This is a genomic window from Streptomyces sp. WG7, assembly GCF_049975785.1.
GTDB lineage: Bacteria > Actinomycetota > Actinomycetes > Streptomycetales > Streptomycetaceae > Streptomyces.
Map to the genome: position 1 here is coordinate 83,137 of NZ_JBNGGE010000031.1, position 16,093 is coordinate 99,229.

Consider the following 16,093-nt stretch of genomic DNA (forward strand, 5'->3'; position numbering starts at 1 on the left):
CTGCCTCAAGTCGTGGAGTCAGCGAAAGGGACGATGTGACCGGCATCTCGGGAGATATCGCACGCGTCGGCGTGGTGGGCTGCGGTCAGATGGGAGCGGGCATCGCCGAGGTGTGCGCCCGCGCCGGTCTGGAGGTGATGGTCGCCGAGACCACCGGCGAGGCCCTGGAGATCGGCCGGACCCGGTTGTACAACTCGCTCGGCAAGGCCGCCGAGCGCGGCAAGATCACCGAGGAGGAGCGGGACGCGACGCAGGCGCGGCTGAGCTTCACCACCGACCTCGGCGAGTTCGCCGACCGTGATCTGGTGATCGAGGCCGTCGTCGAGAACGAGCTGGTCAAGACCGAGATCTTCCAGGTGCTCGACCAGGTCGTGACCCGGCCGGACGCGATCCTGGCCTCCAACACCTCCTCGATCCCGCTGGTGAAGCTGGCGGTCGCCACCTCGCGGCCCGACCACGTCATCGGCATCCACTTCTTCAACCCGGCCCCGGTGCAGCAGCTGGTCGAGCTGATCCCGGCGCTCACCACCTCCGAGGGCACGCTCAGCCGGGCGCAGCTCTTCACCGAGAAGGTGCTGGGCAAGCACTCCATCCGCGCCCAGGACCGTTCCGGCTTCGTGGTCAACGCGCTGCTGATCCCCTACCTGCTCTCCGCGATCCGGATGTTCGAGTCGGGCATCGCCAGCCGCGAGGACATCGACAACGGTATGGAGATGGGCTGCGCCCACCCGATGGGCCCGCTGAAGCTGTCCGACCTGATCGGCCTGGACACGGTCGCCTCGGTCGCCTACTCCATGTACGAGGAGTACAAGGAGCCGCTGTACGCCGCTCCCCCGCTGCTCCAGCGCATGGTCGACGCGGGCCGGCTCGGCCGCAAGAGCGGATCGGGCTTCTACTCCTACGGCTGATCACGCTGAGCTACGTGTCGCGGGCCCGGTACCTGGCAGGTGCCGGGCCCGCGGCATTCACACGGTGTGTGCGCTCCGGGCTCGCATATGCCCTCCGCACACGCTCCCCATGCGCCCACCAGGCGGGTTGACTCACGATGCACATGCAAGGGATGTGAGACGACTACGGAAAGGAGCGGTTCGTGACCGCCGATCCCGAGCATTCCGTCGCACAGGGAGAACTCGCAGAGTTACGGCGCCGGCTGGACGTGGCCTACGCCCGCGTCGAGGGCGGACTGGCTCTGCTCTCCCACCGCACCGAGGAGGCCGCCAAGGAGCTGGAGGACCTGAACGCACGGCTGACCGCCCTGGAGCACGCCCGCTGGCCGCTTCCCTCGCTCGCGGTCGTCACGGCCGTGGGCTCCCTGGTGGTGGCGGTCTGGCAGGCCCTCGGACGCTAGACGCCGCCCCGGCCGGGCGGGGTGTCCTGCCCCAGCCTGAGGTGGTGCAGCAGGAGCAACGCGGCCGCCATGCTGGCGGCCGGGACCTCCCCGCGGGCAACCATGTCGGGAACGAGCTTGAGGGGGACCCATTCCCGGCGGTCCGACTCGAAGGCGTCCACGGGGTGTCCGACGTACGTGCCCTCGTCGGCCCAGTAGATGTGGTGCCGGGCGTCGGTGAGTCCGTTGGACGGTTCCACGCTCATGAGGTGGCGCAGTGGTCCCGGCCGCCAGCCGGTCTCCTCCTCCAGCTCCCTGGCCGCGGCCGCCGCGATGTCCTCGCCGTCCTCGACGACGCCGGCCGCGAGCTCCCAGCCCCAGCTGTCGGTGATGAAGCGGTGCCGCCACAGCAGGAGGACCTCGCTCGCCTCGTTGACGACCGTGGCCACGGCCACGGGGCGCATCCGTATGAGGAAGTGGTCGATGTGCCGGCCGTCCGGTAGCCCGACGTCGGCGAGATTGACGCTGAACCAGCGATTTGAGTACACAGTTTGTTCGTTCTGTTTCGTCCACTGCACGGTTCTGCCACCTTTCCTTGGGTAGGTGGCAATATCGCAGCAGCCGCGTCCCGGCAGCAGGCGCACGACGGCCGCTCACGGCGCAGCGGTGGGCGCAGTGCGTCCCGGGGGCGGGGCGTAGGAGCGGAACGTCAGAGCGGTACGCGCAGGGCGCCGTCGATGAGTTCGGCGGCCTCGGACGTGCCCGCGCAGCCGCTGCGCACCAGGTGCTCGCGTACCGCGCGCAGTCTGTCGCGCAGCCGCCGGGACTCCATGCCACGGGCCTGTTCGGCCATCTGCACCGCGGTGGCCGCCGCCTTGTCGGCGTTGCCCCGGCGCAGTTCGATCGTGCTGAGTATGGCGAGCCGGTGTACGCGACCCCGGTCGTGCGCGGGGTTGTCGACGGCCGCCGCGGCGTGCTCCCCGGCCGCCGCGAGCTCACCGAGGCTGAGCAGGGCCTCGGCGACCTGCACGTTGACCAGGCCGGGCTGGACGTAGCCGGTCTCGTCGGGTTCGTATCCGCGCCGGATGCGTTCGGCGGCCTGCTCGGCCCGACGGATGCAGGACAGGGCGCTGGTGCCGTCGCCGAGATGGGCGTACGCCTTGGCCTGCATCGCGTACAGGTCGGAGGCGAGCGCCGGGGTGATGTGCCGGCCGGCGGCGCGCAGGGCGGCCTCGGCGAAGGCCACGGCCTGCCGGTTCTCCCGCATGAACAGCGCCTGGTTGACCAGCAGCGCGATGACGTAGGCGCCGAGCCCCCGGTCCCCGCTGGCCTTCGCGAGCCGCAGGGCCTGGTGGAAGTAGCGCTGCGCGAGACCGTGCGCGTCGGAGTCGTACGCGCAGATGCCGGCGACCGCGACCAGGCCTCCGGTGGCCCGGTGCAGCTGGCGGCCGGTGGCGTCCGTGTAGCTGCCGCGCAGCAGCGGGGCGGCCTCGGAGTTGAGGAAGCCGACGATGCGGGCGCGGGTCGCCATGCCGCCGGCCTTGCGGTACATCTGCTCGTAGTGGGCACGGGCGCAGCGCAGCATCTCCAGGTCGCCCGCGGTGACCCGGTACCGGCCGCCGCGGGAGACGTCCACGTCCTCGGGCGGGTTCTCCCACTCCCACACCGGCATCACGGCGGGTGTCCCGGTGAGCGCGGGGGCGCCGAGAATGTGCGGGCGCTGCTGCTGGTCGGAGCGCCACAGGGCGGTCGCGCGCTCCACGAAGCCGGACAGCGTGCCGGTGTGCGGGGCGGCCGGTTCGCCGGGCACGCCGAGGCCGATGTCGTCGAGGGTGACGGGGCGCTGCAGCCGGGACGCGAGGACCTCGCAGATCAGGTCGGGCACCTGGCCGCGCGGCCGCTGTCCCTTCAACCACCGCGCGACGGCGGTGTGTTCGTACCTCAGCGCGAGCCCGCGCGCCCGTCCGGCCTGGTTGACGTGCGCGGCCAGTCCCGCGTGCGAGATCCCGGCCTCGTCGAGGATCGCGTCGAGCAGGGTGTTGGGCTGCATGGGTGCCCCCCGGTGACTCGGTGCCGACAGCGTAGTGCGTCGGCCTTCACACGGGGTGTGAACGGAGTACGCGCATCCGTACCGTGTGCGCGCTGTCGCGGAGAGTTCCCGGGCCGATTGACTGAACTGCCTCGAAAGAGGCCGGCCGGGCCGCCGGCTCCCCCTCGTACAGTGCGGCGGCCCGTGTGCACGCCGTCCGCCCGGCCGCCTGCCCGACACTCCGTGGCGGGGCGGACGGCTCCGCCGGTTGCGCGGTCCGACTGAACACCGTTCAGGTGTGGGTGCGTTCTCGGCTGCGGGTGCGTGGCGGCTGGTCGCGCCCCCGGAGGGACGTCACCTTGACGCCGACAAGGGGCGCGGGGAACTGCGCGACCAGCCACCGACTACCCGCAGCCGCCGACCGGCAGAAGCCCCCGCCCCCTGGGCGAACCGCTAACTACGCAGCACCGCTCCGACCCGCTCGCCCGCGAGGGCGACCGCCGCATCGCGCGCAGCCGACGCCTCGTCGACCGTCAGCGTCCGGTCCCCCGCGCGGAAACGCAGCGCGTACGCCAGGGACTTGCGCCCCTCACCGAGCTGCTCCGCGTTGTCGTAGACGTCGAACAGCCGGATGGACTCCAGCAGTTCACCGGCGCCCTCGCGCAGCGCGGCCTCGACCTCCGACGCCGGCACGAACGCGTCGACGACCAGCGCGACGTCCTGCGTGGCGACCGGGAACGTGGAGATGCCCGGCGCCTGCGGCGTGTCGTCGCCGACGCGCTCCACGGCGTCGAGGTCCAGCTCCATCGCACAGGTGCGCGCGGGCAGGCCCAGCGCCTTCAGGACGCGCGGGTGCAGTTCACCGGCGTGACCGACGACCCGCTCCTCGCCGTCCACGGTGAGGAACAGTTCGGCGCAGCGTCCCGGGTGCCAGGGGCCGTACTGGCCCTTGCGGACGCCCAGTTCGGCGCCGGCCTCGCGGGCGACGGTCCGGGCGGCCTCGACCGCGTCGGCCCAGTCGGCCGGACGGCCCTTGCCCCACCAGCCGGCCTGCTCGCGGGCGCCGGCCAGGACCACGGCGACGTGCCGCGGCTGGTCGGGCAGCGCCGCGTCCAGCGCGGCGAGGTCGTCCTCGCCGGGGCGCCGGTCGACGGGCAGGTTGGCGGCGACGCGCTGCTCGTCGCGCGGGTGGAAGACCAGGCCGGTCTCGAACAGCGCGAGGTCGTGCGAGCCCCGGCCGTCGTTGCGGCGCAGCGCGCCGAGCAGCCCCGGCAGCAGCGTGGTCCGCAGCGCGGGCTCCTCGTCGCTGAGCGGGTTGACCAGCTTGACGACGCGGCGGGCCGGGTCGTCGGCGTCCAGCCCGAGCTGGTCGAAGACCTGCTCGCTGACGAACGGGTAGTTCGGCGCCTCGACGTAGCCGGCACCGGCCAGTGCCCGGCCGACCCGGCGGTGCAGCCGCTGCCGGGAGGTCAGGCCGCGGCCCGCCGGGGGCCGGGGCAGCGTGGAGGGCAGGTTCTCGTAGCCCTCCAGGCGGATGACCTCTTCGGCCAGGTCGTTCCGGTCGGTGAGGTCGGGCCGCCAGGACGGCACGGTGACGATCAGTTCGTCCTGCCCGTACACGTCGCAGCCGACCTGCTGGAGGCGGCGTACGACGGTCTCGCGGCCGTACTCCACGCCCGCGACCCGGTCCGGGTGACCGGCCGGGACGCTGATGGTGTGCGGTGCGGACGGGGCGCTGATCTCGGTGACGCCGGCCTCGGCGGTGCCGCCCGCGAGCAGCACGAGCAGGTCGACGGTCCGCTGGGCTGCGGCGGCCGCGGCCTGCGGGTCGACGCCGCGCTCGAAGCGGCGGGAGGCCTCGGACGACAGCTTGTGCCGGCGGGCGGTGCGCGCGATGGCGACCTGGTTGAAGTGGGCGGCCTCGATGACCACGTCGGTCGTCGCGTTGTCGGCATCGCCGTGGTCGGCGATCTCGGTGTTGGCGCCGCCCATGACGCCGGCGAGCCCGATCGGGCCGCGGTCGTCGGTGATGACGAGGTCCTCGGCGTGCAGCTTCCGCTCGGTGCCGTCGAGGGTGACGATCTTCTCGCCCTCCTCGGCCCGGCGTACGCCGATGGTGCCCTGGACCAGGGAGCGGTCGTAGGCGTGCAGCGGCTGGCCGAGCTCCATCATCACGTAGTTGGTGACGTCGACGGCGAGCGAGATCGGGCGCATGCCGACCTTCTGGAGACGCCGCTGGAGCCAGATCGGGGAGCGGGCCTCGGAGCTGAGGCCGGTCACCGTGCGGGCGGTGAAGCGGTCGCAGCCGGTGGGGTCGGCGATCTTCACCGGGTAGCCGTAGGCGTTCGGGCCGGGTACGTCGAGCAGGGCCGGGTCGCGCAGCGGCAGGCCGTAGGCGATGGCGGTCTCGCGGGCGACGCCGCGGATGGACAGGCAGTCGCCGCGGTTGGCGGTGACGGCGATGTCCAGGACCTCGTCGACCAGTTCCAGCAGCTCGATGGCGTCCTTGCCGACCTCGGTCTCCGGCGGCAGCACGATGATGCCGTGCGTGCCGTCGTCGCCCATGCCCAGCTCGTCGCCGGAGCAGATCATGCCGTGGGACGTCTTGCCGTAGGTCTTGCGCGCGGAGATCGAGAAGCCGCCCGGCAGGGTGGCGCCGGGGAGGACCACGACGACCTTGTCGCCGACGGCGAAGTTGCGGGCGCCGCAGACGATCTCCTGGGGCTCACCGGTGCCGTTGGCCTGGCCCACGTCGACGGTGCAGAAGCGGATCGGCTTCTTGAAGCCCTCCAGCTCCTCGATGGTCAGCACCTGGCCGACGACGAGGGGGCCCTTGAGGTCGGCACCGAGGTGCTCGACGGTCTCGACCTCGAGTCCGGCCGAAATGAGCTTGGCCTGGACGTCGCGGCCGGTCTGTGTGGCCGGCAGGTCGACGTACTCCCGCAGCCAAGAAAGCGGGACCCGCATCAGATCTCCATCCCGAACGGCCGGGTGAAGCGCATGTCACCCTCGACCATGTCTCGCATGTCCTCGACGTTGTGGCGGAACATCAGCATCCGCTCGATGCCGAACCCGAAGGCGAAGCCGCTGTACTTCTCCGGGTCGACGCCGCAGGCGGTGAGCACCCGCGGGTTGACCATGCCGCAGCCGCCGAGCTCGATCCAGCCCTCGCTGGAGCAGGTGCGGCAGGGCCGGTCGGGGTTGCCGACGGACGCGCCCTTGCAGACGTAGCAGAGCATGTCCATCTCGGCGGACGGCTCGGTGAAGGGGAAGAAGTTCGGCCGCAGCCGGGTCTTCATCTCCGCGCCGAACAGCGACTGGACCATGTGGTCCAGGGTGCCCTTGAGGTCCGCCATGGTCAGGCCCTCGTCGATGGCGAGCAGCTCGACCTGGTGGAAGACGGGGGTGTGGGTGGCGTCCAGCTCGTCGGTGCGGTACACGCGGCCGGGGCAGATCACGTAGACCGGCGGCTCGCGGTCGAGCGCGGAGCGGATCTGCACGGGCGAGGTGTGGGTGCGCAGCACGACGCCGGACTCGGTACCGCCGTCCGGGCCCTGGACGAAGAAGGTGTCGGCCTCGCCGCGGGCCGGGTGGTCCGGGCCGATGTTCAGGGCGTCGAAGTTGAACCACTCGGCCTCGGCCTCGGGGCCCTCGGCGACCTCGTAGCCCATGGCCACGAAGACGTCCTCGATGCGCTCGGAGAGCGTGGTGAGCGGGTGGCGGGCGCCGGCCGGTACGCGGTCGTGGGGCAGCGTGACGTCCACGGCCTCCTCGACCAGGACGCGCGCGTCCCGCTCGGCCTCCAGCTCCTCCTGGCGGGCGGCCAGCGCCTTGTTCACGGCGCCGCGGGCCATGCCGACGCGCTTGCCGGCCTCGGCCTTGGCCTGCGGGGGCAGGGCGCCGATCTCGCGGTTGGCCAGCGCCAGCGGCGAGGTGCCGCCGGTGTGGGCGACCTTGGCCTCCTGGAGCGCGTCGAGGGAGCTCGCGGCGGCGAAGGCGGCGAGCGCCTCGTCCCGCATGCGCTCGATCTCTTCCGGTTTCAACGCCTCGACCTCGACAGGGTCGTACGACTTATTCGGTGCCGACATCTCTTCCCGTGCTTCCGATTGGCTGGCTGATGGTCCCCGTAACCGGCTCGTGGACGAAGCGTCTCGCTCCGGGCGTCTCCGCTCGGGGCGTCTTCGCTCGGGGCGTCTCCGTCTGCGGGACACAAAGGTGCCAAAGGCCGAGTCTAACGGGGTGGAGGAAGGCGAACGCGCCCGTGGGGTCCCGGACCGTCTCAGGTGAGGTACGCGGGGGCCGCCACGGGCAACGTAAATCGGAACTCGGCGCCGCCACCCGGGGCGCGGCCGACCGTGATGGTGCCGCCGTGGGCTTCGACGATGCCCTTGACGATGTAGAGCCCGAGGCCGGTGCCACCGCGCTTGCTGCCCCGCCAGAAGCGGGTGAAGACGCGGTTCATGGATTCCTCCGGGATGCCCGCCCCTTCGTCGCTCACCGTGACCGACGTGCCGGTGTCCTCCCCTTCGCGGGGCGACGCCGTGGGCGTGACGTCAATAGTGACGGTTCCCTCACCGTGCCGCACGGCATTTTCCAGCAGGTTGCTCAGCACCTGGTCGACCTTGTCCGGGTCGGCCCACAGGTCGGGCAGGGGCTGGGCGATGCGGAGCAGGAAGCGGTCGGCCTCCTGGCCGGCGGCGACGTACGCCTGGATGTGGCGGCCGACGGCGGCGCCGATGTCGACGGGCTGGCGGCGCACCTCCAGCCGGCCCGAGTCGATGCGGGAGATGTCCAGCAGTTCGGCGATGAGCCGGGTGACCCGGTCGGCGTCCGCGTCGACGGTCTCCAGCATCAGCCGCTTCTGGTCGTCGGTGAACCGCTCCCACTTGGCCAGCAGGGTGGCCGTGAAGCCCTTGACGGAGGTGAGCGGGGAGCGCAGTTCGTGGGCGACGGTGGCGATCAGCTCGGCGTGGCTGCGTTCGGTGCGGCGGCGGGCCTCGGTGTCGCGCAGGGTGACGACGACGCGGTGGACGGGGCCGAGGCGCTCGGTGCGGACGTAACGGGCGGAGACGAGCACTTCACGCCCGCCGGGGAGGAGCAGGTTCCGCTCGGGTTGGCCGACGCGGATGGCGAGCCCGCCGTAGGGGTCGGTCAGCTGCCACCAGCGCCGGCCCTCGAGGTCCTCCAGCGGAAGGGCCTTGTCCAGCGGCTGTCCGAGGGCTTCGGCGGCCGGGGTGGCGGTGATCCGGGCGGCGGCCGCGTTGCAGCAGACGACCCGGCCGTGCTCGTCGGCGACGACCAGGCCGTCGGGCAGGTGGTCCGGGTCCATGCCGAGGTCGGCGAGACCGCCGGGTGTGCGGGGCGCGGGCGGACGCGGCGCCTCCCGTGCACCCGGTGCGCTGCTCGTGCCGACGCTCATCCCCGTACCCCACCTCTCAACCGCGCAGGGGCCTTGAGCTGGTCACCCTACTAGCTCTCGGTGACGGAGCGGCACCCTCCGGCGGCGCGCTGTGCACGCGCCGACGCGTAGAGACATACGGCGGCGGCGGTGGCGAGGTTCAGGCTCTCGGCCTTGCCGTGGATCGGGACGCGCAGGACGGCGTCGGCGAGGGCGCGGGTCTCCTCCGGGAGCCCCCAGGCCTCGTTGCCGAAGACCCAGGCGGTGGGTCCGCCCATGGTGCCCGCGTCCAGTTCGGCGTCGAGGTCGTGCTCGCCCGCGCCGTCGGCGGCGAGGACGCGGACCCCGGCGTCCCTCAGGCCGGCGACGGCCCGCTCGACGGGTACGCCGACGGCGACGGGCAGGTGGAACAGGGAGCCCACGGAGGCGCGTACGGCCTTGGGGTTGTACAGGTCGACGGAGGCGTCGGTGAGCACGACGGCTTCGGCGCCGGCGGCGTCGGCGCAGCGCAGCACGGTGCCGGCGTTGCCGGGGTCGCGGACGTGGGCGAGGACGGCGACGAGTCCCGGCCGGGCGGCGAGGATCTCGTCGAAGGGGGTGTCCACGAACCGGCACACCCCCACCAGGCCCTGCGGGGTGACGGTGGTGGAGATGTCCTCGATCACCTGCTCGGCGGCGAGGTGGACGCGGGCGCCGGCGTCCCGGGCCGAGCCGATGATGTCGGCGTACCGCTCGGCGGCCTCGACGGTGGCGAACAGTTCGACCAGCGTCTCCCCGTACGCGGCGGCCTCCCGCACGGCCTGCGGCCCCTCGGCCAGGAACAGCCGCTCCTTGCCCCGGAAGTTCCGCTTGCCCAGCCGCCGGGCGGCGGCGACACGGGGGGACCGGGGGGAGATCAGCTCGGGGGCAGCAACCATGCGACTTACCTTCAGGGGAGTGACCTAGGGGCGCGGGGAACTGCGCGACAGGCCACGACGACCCCGCACCCGCGATACGACAGAAGACGGCAGACGCGGACGCAAACGGACCCGCAGGTAACCCCGCGGGTCCGTGCAGTCACGTCGGCTCAGAGCCGGCGCGGCGTCACGCGGCCTTCGGCGCGTTGACGTCGCTCGGCAGCGCCTTCTGGGCGACCTCGACGAGCGCGGCGAACGCGTTCGGGTCGTTGACGGCCAGCTCGGCGAGGATCTTGCGGTCGACCTCGACGTTGGCGGCCTTCAGGCCCTGGATGAAGCGGTTGTACGTGATGCCGTTGGCGCGGGCAGCGGCGTTGATGCGCTGGATCCACAGCTGGCGGAAGTCACCCTTGCGCTTCTTGCGGTCGTTGTAGTTGTAGACCAGCGAGTGGGTGACCTGCTCCTTGGCCTTGCGGTACAGGCGCGAACGCTGACCGCGGTAGCCGGAGGCCTGCTCGAGGATCGCCCGGCGCTTCTTGTGGGCGTTGACTGCCCGCTTGACGCGTGCCACTTTTTAACTCCTTGTAGCGGGGCCGCGGTGGTCCTCACGCGGCCCGGTATCGAATGGGTCCCGGTCCTGCCGTACGGCGCTCAGTGGCGCCCGTACGTCACTTGCCGAGAAGCTTCTTGATCTTCGCGGCGTCGCCCGGGGCCATCTCGGCGTTGCCGGTGAGGCGGCGCGTCACGCGGGACGACTTGTGCTCGAGCAGGTGGCGCTTGCCGGCGCGCTCACGGAGCACCTTGCCGGAGCCGGTGATCTTGAAGCGCTTGCTGGCACCGCTGTGCGACTTGTTCTTCGGCATAGCGCCGTTCTCTCCTCGTCGGTGGCGCTCCGATGCCCGGTCGTGAAACCGGGCACGGTGGAGCGTCGCTTGTATCGGTTACGTCCTGGGGACGGTGTCCCCCGGAGTCACGCCTCGGCGGGAGCCTCGGCCGGGGCCTCGGCGTCCACGTCGTCGGCCTCCGCGGCGTTCTGCGACTTGCCGGGGTTGGCCTTCGCGTCGGCCTTGCGGGCCTCCTGCGCCTGGCGAGCCTCGGCCATCGCCTCGGTCTTCTTCTTGTGCGGACCGAGGACCATGATCATGTTTCGGCCGTCCTGCTTCGGGTTCGACTCGATGAACCCGAGGTCGGCCACGTCCTCCGCGAGACGCTGCAGCAGTCGGTAGCCGAGCTCCGGCCGGGACTGCTCGCGACCACGGAACATGATCGTGATCTTGACCTTGTCGCCCTGCTTGAGGAACCGGACGACGTGACCCTTCTTGGTGTCATAGTCGTGCGGGTCGATCTTCGGCCGGAGCTTCATCTCCTTGATGACCGTGTGCGCCTGGTTCTTGCGCGCCTCACGGGCCTTCATGGCCGACTCGTACTTGAACTTCCCGTAGTCCATGAGCTTGCACACGGGCGGACGGGCGTTCGCCGCGACCTCGACGAGATCGAGGTCGTACTCCTGCGCAAGCTCCAGGGCCTTGGCAAGCGGGACAATCCCGACCTGCTCGCCGCTGGGACCGACAAGTCGCACCTCGGGAACGCGAATCCGGTCGTTGATGCGGGGCTCGGCGCTGATGGATCCTCCTCGGTAGCACCACGCGACGGTCTGGCGGACAGCCGCGTAACGTCTGTGTTCGATAGACCTAACCGCGCCGGCGCAACAAAAATGCCCCGGACGATCACAGGCGGGGCTCCTCGAACTACTACCGGAGCACCGCCGCGATGACGCGGGGCGCGATTTCGGGCCGGTCACCGCCGCTGGGACGGGACCGCCTGACCGGTGACCCGCCGTCCATGGGACGGCCAGGTGGGAGTTCGAAGCCTCCACTTGTGGGCCGGGCCCGCTGCCGTGGGGGGCATGCGTGTCCGACCGGTCGTTACACAAGGTTAGCAGCTCCGGAACGCGTGCGCTAACCGGTGCCGCCCGGCCCTCCTGCTGTCAAGAGGGCCGGTGCGGGGCCCTATCGTGTGCGGCATGAGTGAGACCCCTCCTGAGACGCCCGACTTCGATGCCATGACCCGCGACATCGCCGAGGTCCCCGCGGTCGAGGTGATCGTGACGGTCGCCGTCAACCTGATGAGCGCCGCCGCCGTGAAGCTGGGCCTGACCGAGGAGGGCGAGGCGCACAAGGACCTGGACGAGGCCCGCAAGCTGGTGCACGCGCTGGCCGGTCTGCTCGACGCGACCGCGACCGAGATCAGCTCCTTCCACGCGGCTCCGCTGCGCGACGGCCTGAAGTCGCTCCAGCTGGCCTTCCGCGAGGCGTCGCTCGTTCCGGACGAGCCGGGCCAGGGTCCGGGCGAGAAGTACACCGGCCCGATCTACGGCTGAGCCGCCACCGGACGGCATGAGCCACCCCCGCACGTACTGAGAGCTACCCCCGCACGTACAAGGGCTCGCCCGGCGGCGTCGCCCCGGCCGGCAGCAGTGCCAGGTCGAGGCCGCGCTCCAGGCGGGCCCTCAGTGTCTCGTCGGCGGCCAGGCGCTCGGCGACGGCGCGGGCGGCCCGCGCCTGGTCCACCCCGGGGTCCAGGAGCAGCGCCAGGGTGCCGTCGGCCCGGCCCGGCCCGAGGTGCGCCCGGAGCACGGCCGGCTCGGCGGCCACGGCGGTGCGCACGGCCTCGGTGACGGCCGGGTCGGCGAGCGGATCGGTCGTCGTACGGCCCTCGGCCAGCGCCAGCAGCGCCGCTCCGGTCAGCTCGAACGGCACCGGTCCGGCCAGGTCCAGTACGACCGTGTCCGCCTTCTCGTGCGCGGCGGCCTGCAACGCCTGGTGCACGGGTACGGCGACGGGGCGGGCCCCGGGGTCCCAGCGGGCGAGCGAGTCGGTGGACGTGAAGGCGGGCAGGGCGGTGCGGCCGCCCGCCTTGAGGGTCGGCACCGCCATGTCGCTGGTCTTCTCGCGCCGCAGCCCGCCCACCCGTCTCCCGCCGCCACCCCTCCGAGGAGCTTCGTGCTCCTCCGCGTCGTCCTCTTCGACCTCGCCCAGAACGGCCACGACCGGCACGAGCAGCCGGGCACCCCCCAGCGCCTCCAGCACGGCCGGCAGGGCGGTGCGGTCCTCGGCCCAGGCAGCGAGCGCCGCGCTCAGCCGCGGGTCGGCGGAGCCGTCGTCGTCGGAGTAGCCGGAGTCGGGAATGTTCTTGTTCGCCACGGTCCCCGACCCTATCGGGGGGTGGGCGACGGTCCTCACCGGCCTCTCGGGCGTCTCCGAGCGGTGTTCGAGGACCGTGCCGCGGACCGCGGGGCGGGGACGGCGCCGTATCGTCGTCGGCCTCGGCATCCGCGGGCGGGGAGGCATCGGTGGAGAGGGTCGGACCGGTCGTGGACCGTGACGCGCGGCTGGCCGCGGCCATGGCGTCGGTGACCGTGGCGGACGGCGCGGAGGTGTCGGTGGCGGTGCTCGGCGCCGACTCCGGCGAGAGCGCCTCGTACGGCGCGGGTGTCTTCGACACGGCGAGCATCGTCAAGGTCGACATCCTGGCGGCGCTCCTGCTCCGGGCACAGGACGCGGGGCGTGCGCTGACCGCCGAGGAGAAGGCGTACGCCGTCGCGATGATCGAGAACAGCGACAACGACTCGGCGTCGGCGCTGTGGCGGGCGATCGGGACGGCGGACGGGCTCGACGCCGCGAACGAGCGCTTCGGGCTCACGCGGACCGAGGGCGGTGAGGGCCCGCTGTGGGGGCTGACGCAGACCACCGCCGCCGACCGGATCGCCCTGCTGCGGCAGGTGTTCGTGGCGGAGGGCTCCGAGCTGAGCGCGGCCTCCCGGGCGTATGTGCGGGGGCTGATGGGGCGGATCGCCGACGGTCAGCGGTGGGGTGTGTCGGCGGCGGCCGACGACGGTCGCGGTGGTTCGGCGTGGGCGCTGAAGAACGGCTGGCTGCGGCGCGGCACCACCGGGCTCTGGGTGGTCAACAGCATCGGGCGGGTCGCCTCGGGCGGCCACGACCGCCTGGTCGCGGTGGTGTCGAGGGGGCACGCGACCCTGGCGGAGGGCATCTCGCTGACCGAGGCGGCGGCGAAGGCGGCGGTGTCCGTGTTCGCCGGGGCAGGCGGCGCCGCCCGGGGTCAGAGGTCGTCGTAGTGTTCGCGGCGGCCCCGCCACAGGACGACGGCCGCGACCACCAGGACGCCGCCCGCGCCGCCGGCCAGCGGCGCCGCCCAGGCAGACGTGTCGTCGTCGGAGGCGGGGGCGTCCGGACCGGAACCGAAGTACTCGTCGCCGTACGCCGCAGCCTTCAGGCCCTCCGGTTCCAGGCGGGCGGCCGCCTCGATGGCGGCGGCGGGGTCGACGAAGCCGTAGCCGCGGGAGTCGTCGCGGCCCTCGGCGGGGGCGTTGCGGGCGGTGTCCTCGAGGAGGCTCTTGACCTGGGCCGGGGTGAGGTCCGGGTGGGCCGACTTCACCAGTGCGGCGGCGCCGGAGACGAAGGCGGCGGCGGCGCTGGTGCCCCAGCCCTCGTAGTACCGGTGGTCCGGGTCGGCGATGATCACGTCGACGCCGGGGGCGCTGACCGTGGCGTACCAGCGGCGGGTGGAGAAGGAGGCGCGGGTGCCGTAGCGGTCGACGGCGGTCGCGGCGATCACGCCCGGGTAGGCGGCCGGGTAGGAGATGTGGTCGCCCAGCTCGCCGCCGTTGCCGGCCGAGGCGACGACGACCACGCCCTTCGTCAGGGCGTACTGGATGGCCTCGTCCTCGGTCGGTTCGGGGTGGGCGGAGGCGGAGTCGTCGCCGAGGGAGAGGTTGATGATGTGGGCACCGTGGTCGGCGGCCCAGCGGATGCCCTCGGCGAGGGCGTTGCCGCGGGTCTTGCGGGCCTTGGCGCGGGAGTCGTCGCCGTCCTCCAGGATCACGCGCACCGGCAGGATCTTCGCCTCCGGGGCGATGCCCATGACGCCGTCGGCGTTCCCGGGCCCATGGCCGTGACCGGCGATGATCCCGGCCATGGCGGTGCCGTGCCGGGCCCATTCGCGATCGCCCTCGCTCGCGCCGAAGCCGACCAGGTCCTTGCCGGCGAGGACGTTGCCGGCCAGGTCGGGGTGGTCGGCCTCGACGCCGGTGTCCAGGACGGCGACGGTGACGCCGGCGCCCTGGGTGATGCGCCACGCCTCCTGGGTGCGCATGGCGTCCAGGGCCCACTGCTGGGCGCGGATGCCGTCGGCGTGCGCGGCGGACGCCGGGACGAGGACGAGGGCGGCGGCGAGCAGGAGGCTCAGGGCGCCGCCCGCCCGGCGGGGGCCGAAGGCGTTCACGACGGGTGCTCCGTGGCCGTGCCGACGTTCTTGCGCAGGGCGCGTTCGACGCGGTCGGCGAGGCCCTGCGCCTCGTGGCCGAGGCCGGCCTGGGCGGGGGCCGAGGTGGCGCCGGACTCCATGGCCTCCTCGGCGGGCTCCGGCTCGTCGACGGTGCGGCCGTCGGCCCAGCCGGAGACGGCGTAGACGACGACGGGGGCGTCGGTGAGGACGGAGACGGTCCACGAGGCGCGCTGCCGGGCGCCGAAGCCGGCGGCGACGGTGTCCTTCGCGGCGTACGGCCGCGGCATGAGGTCGGCGCGGCGGCCCAGGCCCTCCTTCTCGAACCGGCCCGCCAGCGAGGTCATGGCGGCGGCGTCGGCGTTGGCGAAGAGCAGGCCGACGGTGGTGACGTGGCTCCGGGTGGCGTCGGTGTAGGTGGCGCGCAGCAGGCGCCGGCAACCGACCGGTTCGAGGACCTTGTCCAGCAGGGGGTCGAAGGCGCCGACGCAGTCGCTGTCCGGGGCGACGGCGACACGCGTCCAGGTGCGGTCGGCGCCGCCGGGCCCGGCGCCCTGTCCCTGCACGGTGGGCGGGAACAGCCGGTCGACGGGGACGCTGTGCCACAGTTCCGCGGCCTCGGTGAACGCGCTGCGCGCGCCGCCGTCCCCGGAGTCCCCGGCGAGCCAGCTGCCGGTGACGGCACCGGTGACGAGCCCCGTCCCGAGCACGAGACAGACGGCCGCGGCGACGGCCTGGGGCCGCAGCCGCCCACCGAGCGGACGCGGCCGGGCGAGCCCGTCGTACCCCTCGGGCTCCGCGAACGACACCCGCGGCCGCCCGCCGCCGGGCGCCGTCGGGGCGCTCCAGGACAGGGCGGGGTCGGGGGCGCCGGCGGAGCCTTCCGCCGGCTCGGCCGCCGGTCGCGACATCTGCTCCCGCTCCCGTTCCCGCTTCGGCTCCGGTGCCTGCTCCTGCTCCGGCTCCGGCGGGATCGGCCGGAGGCGCCTGGTCGTCTCGGACGGCGTCTCCGCGGGGGCGCCGGGGCGGTGCGCGGGGGAACCGGCCGGACGCTGCGGCGCTGCCGCCTGCGACGCGGCGCCCTCGGGCGGGGGCCCCGCGGGGGCGCCCGTACGCCGTGGCGGGGGCGCGGCGGCGTG

At 72.9% G+C, this 16,093-nt stretch carries 16 protein-coding genes; 4 read left to right on the plus strand and 12 right to left on the minus strand.

The features are described 5' to 3' along the window. The first annotated feature begins 35 nt into the window (after positions 1-35). Both ACP4J0_RS26570 and ACP4J0_RS26575 read left to right on the plus strand, forming a co-directional pair. Positions 36-908: a 3-hydroxybutyryl-CoA dehydrogenase gene (locus ACP4J0_RS26570; RefSeq protein ID WP_426601254.1), complete on the plus strand. Its 873-nt coding sequence runs from the start codon at positions 36-38 to the stop codon at positions 906-908. 182 nt (positions 909-1,090) lie between these two features. After that, positions 1,091-1,348: a hypothetical protein gene (locus tag ACP4J0_RS26575; protein WP_426518690.1), complete on the plus strand. Its 258-nt coding sequence runs from the start codon at positions 1,091-1,093 to the stop codon at positions 1,346-1,348. Here the strand turns inward: ACP4J0_RS26575 and ACP4J0_RS26580 are convergent. The 9 genes from ACP4J0_RS26580 to infC form a co-directional block, all read right to left on the minus strand. Continuing rightward, positions 1,345-1,905, minus strand: coding sequence for an NUDIX domain-containing protein (locus ACP4J0_RS26580; RefSeq protein WP_426601255.1), 561 nt, complete (start codon positions 1,903-1,905; stop codon positions 1,345-1,347). The two genes, ACP4J0_RS26575 and ACP4J0_RS26580, sit on opposite strands and share 4 nt — an antisense overlap. Before the next feature lie 131 nt (positions 1,906-2,036). Next, on the minus strand, positions 2,037-3,377 hold the full coding sequence (locus ACP4J0_RS26585; RefSeq protein WP_426601256.1) for a transcriptional regulator: 1,341 nt from the start codon (positions 3,375-3,377) through the stop codon (positions 2,037-2,039). A 432-nt stretch (positions 3,378-3,809) separates the two neighbouring features. After that, positions 3,810-6,323: a phenylalanine--tRNA ligase subunit beta gene (gene pheT, locus ACP4J0_RS26590; protein WP_426601257.1), complete on the minus strand. Its 2,514-nt coding sequence runs from the start codon at positions 6,321-6,323 to the stop codon at positions 3,810-3,812. Further along, on the minus strand, positions 6,323-7,444 hold the full coding sequence (gene pheS, locus ACP4J0_RS26595; protein ID WP_426601258.1) for a phenylalanine--tRNA ligase subunit alpha: 1,122 nt from the start codon (positions 7,442-7,444) through the stop codon (positions 6,323-6,325). Before pheS ends, pheT begins: the two co-directional genes overlap by 1 nt. 191 nt (positions 7,445-7,635) lie before the next feature. Continuing rightward, on the minus strand, positions 7,636-8,775 hold the full coding sequence (locus tag ACP4J0_RS26600) for an ATP-binding protein (RefSeq protein WP_426601259.1): 1,140 nt from the start codon (positions 8,773-8,775) through the stop codon (positions 7,636-7,638). Positions 8,776-8,825: 50 nt separating this feature from the next. Beyond that, positions 8,826-9,671, minus strand: coding sequence for a TrmH family RNA methyltransferase (locus ACP4J0_RS26605; RefSeq protein ID WP_426601260.1), 846 nt, complete (start codon positions 9,669-9,671; stop codon positions 8,826-8,828). Positions 9,672-9,837: 166 nt separating this feature from the next. Continuing rightward, positions 9,838-10,221 carry a 50S ribosomal protein L20 gene (gene rplT, locus ACP4J0_RS26610; RefSeq protein WP_003977226.1) on the minus strand — a complete coding sequence of 128 codons (384 nt, stop codon included), beginning with the start codon at positions 10,219-10,221 and terminating at the stop codon, positions 9,838-9,840. Between the two features lie 97 nt (positions 10,222-10,318). After that, entirely contained in the window at positions 10,319-10,513 is a 195-nt protein-coding gene (gene rpmI / locus ACP4J0_RS26615; RefSeq protein ID WP_003977225.1) for a 50S ribosomal protein L35, read from the minus strand. A gap of 107 nt (positions 10,514-10,620) precedes the next feature. Further along, positions 10,621-11,274 carry a translation initiation factor IF-3 gene (gene infC / locus ACP4J0_RS26620; protein WP_426601264.1) on the minus strand — a complete coding sequence of 218 codons (654 nt, stop codon included), beginning with the start codon at positions 11,272-11,274 and terminating at the stop codon, positions 10,621-10,623. A 399-nt stretch (positions 11,275-11,673) separates the two neighbouring features. Here infC and ACP4J0_RS26625 point away from each other — a divergent pair, with 399 nt between their 5' ends. After that, on the plus strand, positions 11,674-12,030 hold the full coding sequence (locus ACP4J0_RS26625) for a DUF1844 domain-containing protein (protein WP_375915133.1): 357 nt from the start codon (positions 11,674-11,676) through the stop codon (positions 12,028-12,030). Between the two features lie 43 nt (positions 12,031-12,073). On the opposite strand, the gene ACP4J0_RS26630 is transcribed toward ACP4J0_RS26625, so the two are convergent. Continuing rightward, complete coding sequence (locus tag ACP4J0_RS26630) at positions 12,074-12,853, minus strand: SseB family protein (protein ID WP_426601261.1); 780 nt, start codon at positions 12,851-12,853, stop codon at positions 12,074-12,076. A 200-nt stretch (positions 12,854-13,053) separates the two neighbouring features. Here ACP4J0_RS26630 and ACP4J0_RS26635 point away from each other — a divergent pair, with 200 nt between their 5' ends. Next, a complete protein-coding gene (locus ACP4J0_RS26635) occupies positions 13,054-13,788 on the plus strand; it encodes a serine hydrolase (RefSeq protein ID WP_426601265.1) in 735 nt (244 codons plus the stop codon). On the opposite strand, the gene mycP is transcribed toward ACP4J0_RS26635, so the two are convergent. Together mycP and ACP4J0_RS26645 are read right to left on the minus strand one after the other, a co-directional pair. Next, on the minus strand, positions 13,773-14,954 hold the full coding sequence (gene mycP, locus ACP4J0_RS26640) for a type VII secretion-associated serine protease mycosin (protein WP_426601262.1): 1,182 nt from the start codon (positions 14,952-14,954) through the stop codon (positions 13,773-13,775). The genes ACP4J0_RS26635 and mycP overlap by 16 nt on opposite strands. Next, on the minus strand, positions 14,951-16,093 hold a 1,143-nt coding region (locus ACP4J0_RS26645; RefSeq protein ID WP_426601263.1), incomplete at its 5' end, for a hypothetical protein. The genes ACP4J0_RS26645 and mycP, both read right to left, overlap by 4 nt.

What these genes read in the sequence shown, in the direction of transcription:
- ACP4J0_RS26585 (WP_426601256.1), bottom strand. Translation starts at nt 3,377, where the DNA reads ATGCAGCCCAACACCCTGCTCGACGCGATCCTCGACGAGGCCGGGATC.
- ACP4J0_RS26605 (WP_426601260.1), bottom strand. Translation starts at nt 9,671, where the DNA reads ATGGTTGCTGCCCCCGAGCTGATCTCCCCCCGGTCCCCCCGTGTCGCC.
- pheS (WP_426601258.1), bottom strand. Translation starts at nt 7,444, where the DNA reads ATGTCGGCACCGAATAAGTCGTACGACCCTGTCGAGGTCGAGGCGTTG.
- ACP4J0_RS26625 (WP_375915133.1), top strand. Translation starts at nt 11,674, where the DNA reads ATGAGTGAGACCCCTCCTGAGACGCCCGACTTCGATGCCATGACCCGC.
- ACP4J0_RS26600 (WP_426601259.1), bottom strand. Translation starts at nt 8,775, where the DNA reads ATGAGCGTCGGCACGAGCAGCGCACCGGGTGCACGGGAGGCGCCGCGT.
- pheT (WP_426601257.1), bottom strand. Translation starts at nt 6,323, where the DNA reads ATGCGGGTCCCGCTTTCTTGGCTGCGGGAGTACGTCGACCTGCCGGCC.
- rpmI (WP_003977225.1), bottom strand. Translation starts at nt 10,513, where the DNA reads ATGCCGAAGAACAAGTCGCACAGCGGTGCCAGCAAGCGCTTCAAGATC.
- ACP4J0_RS26635 (WP_426601265.1), top strand. Translation starts at nt 13,054, where the DNA reads ATGGCGTCGGTGACCGTGGCGGACGGCGCGGAGGTGTCGGTGGCGGTG.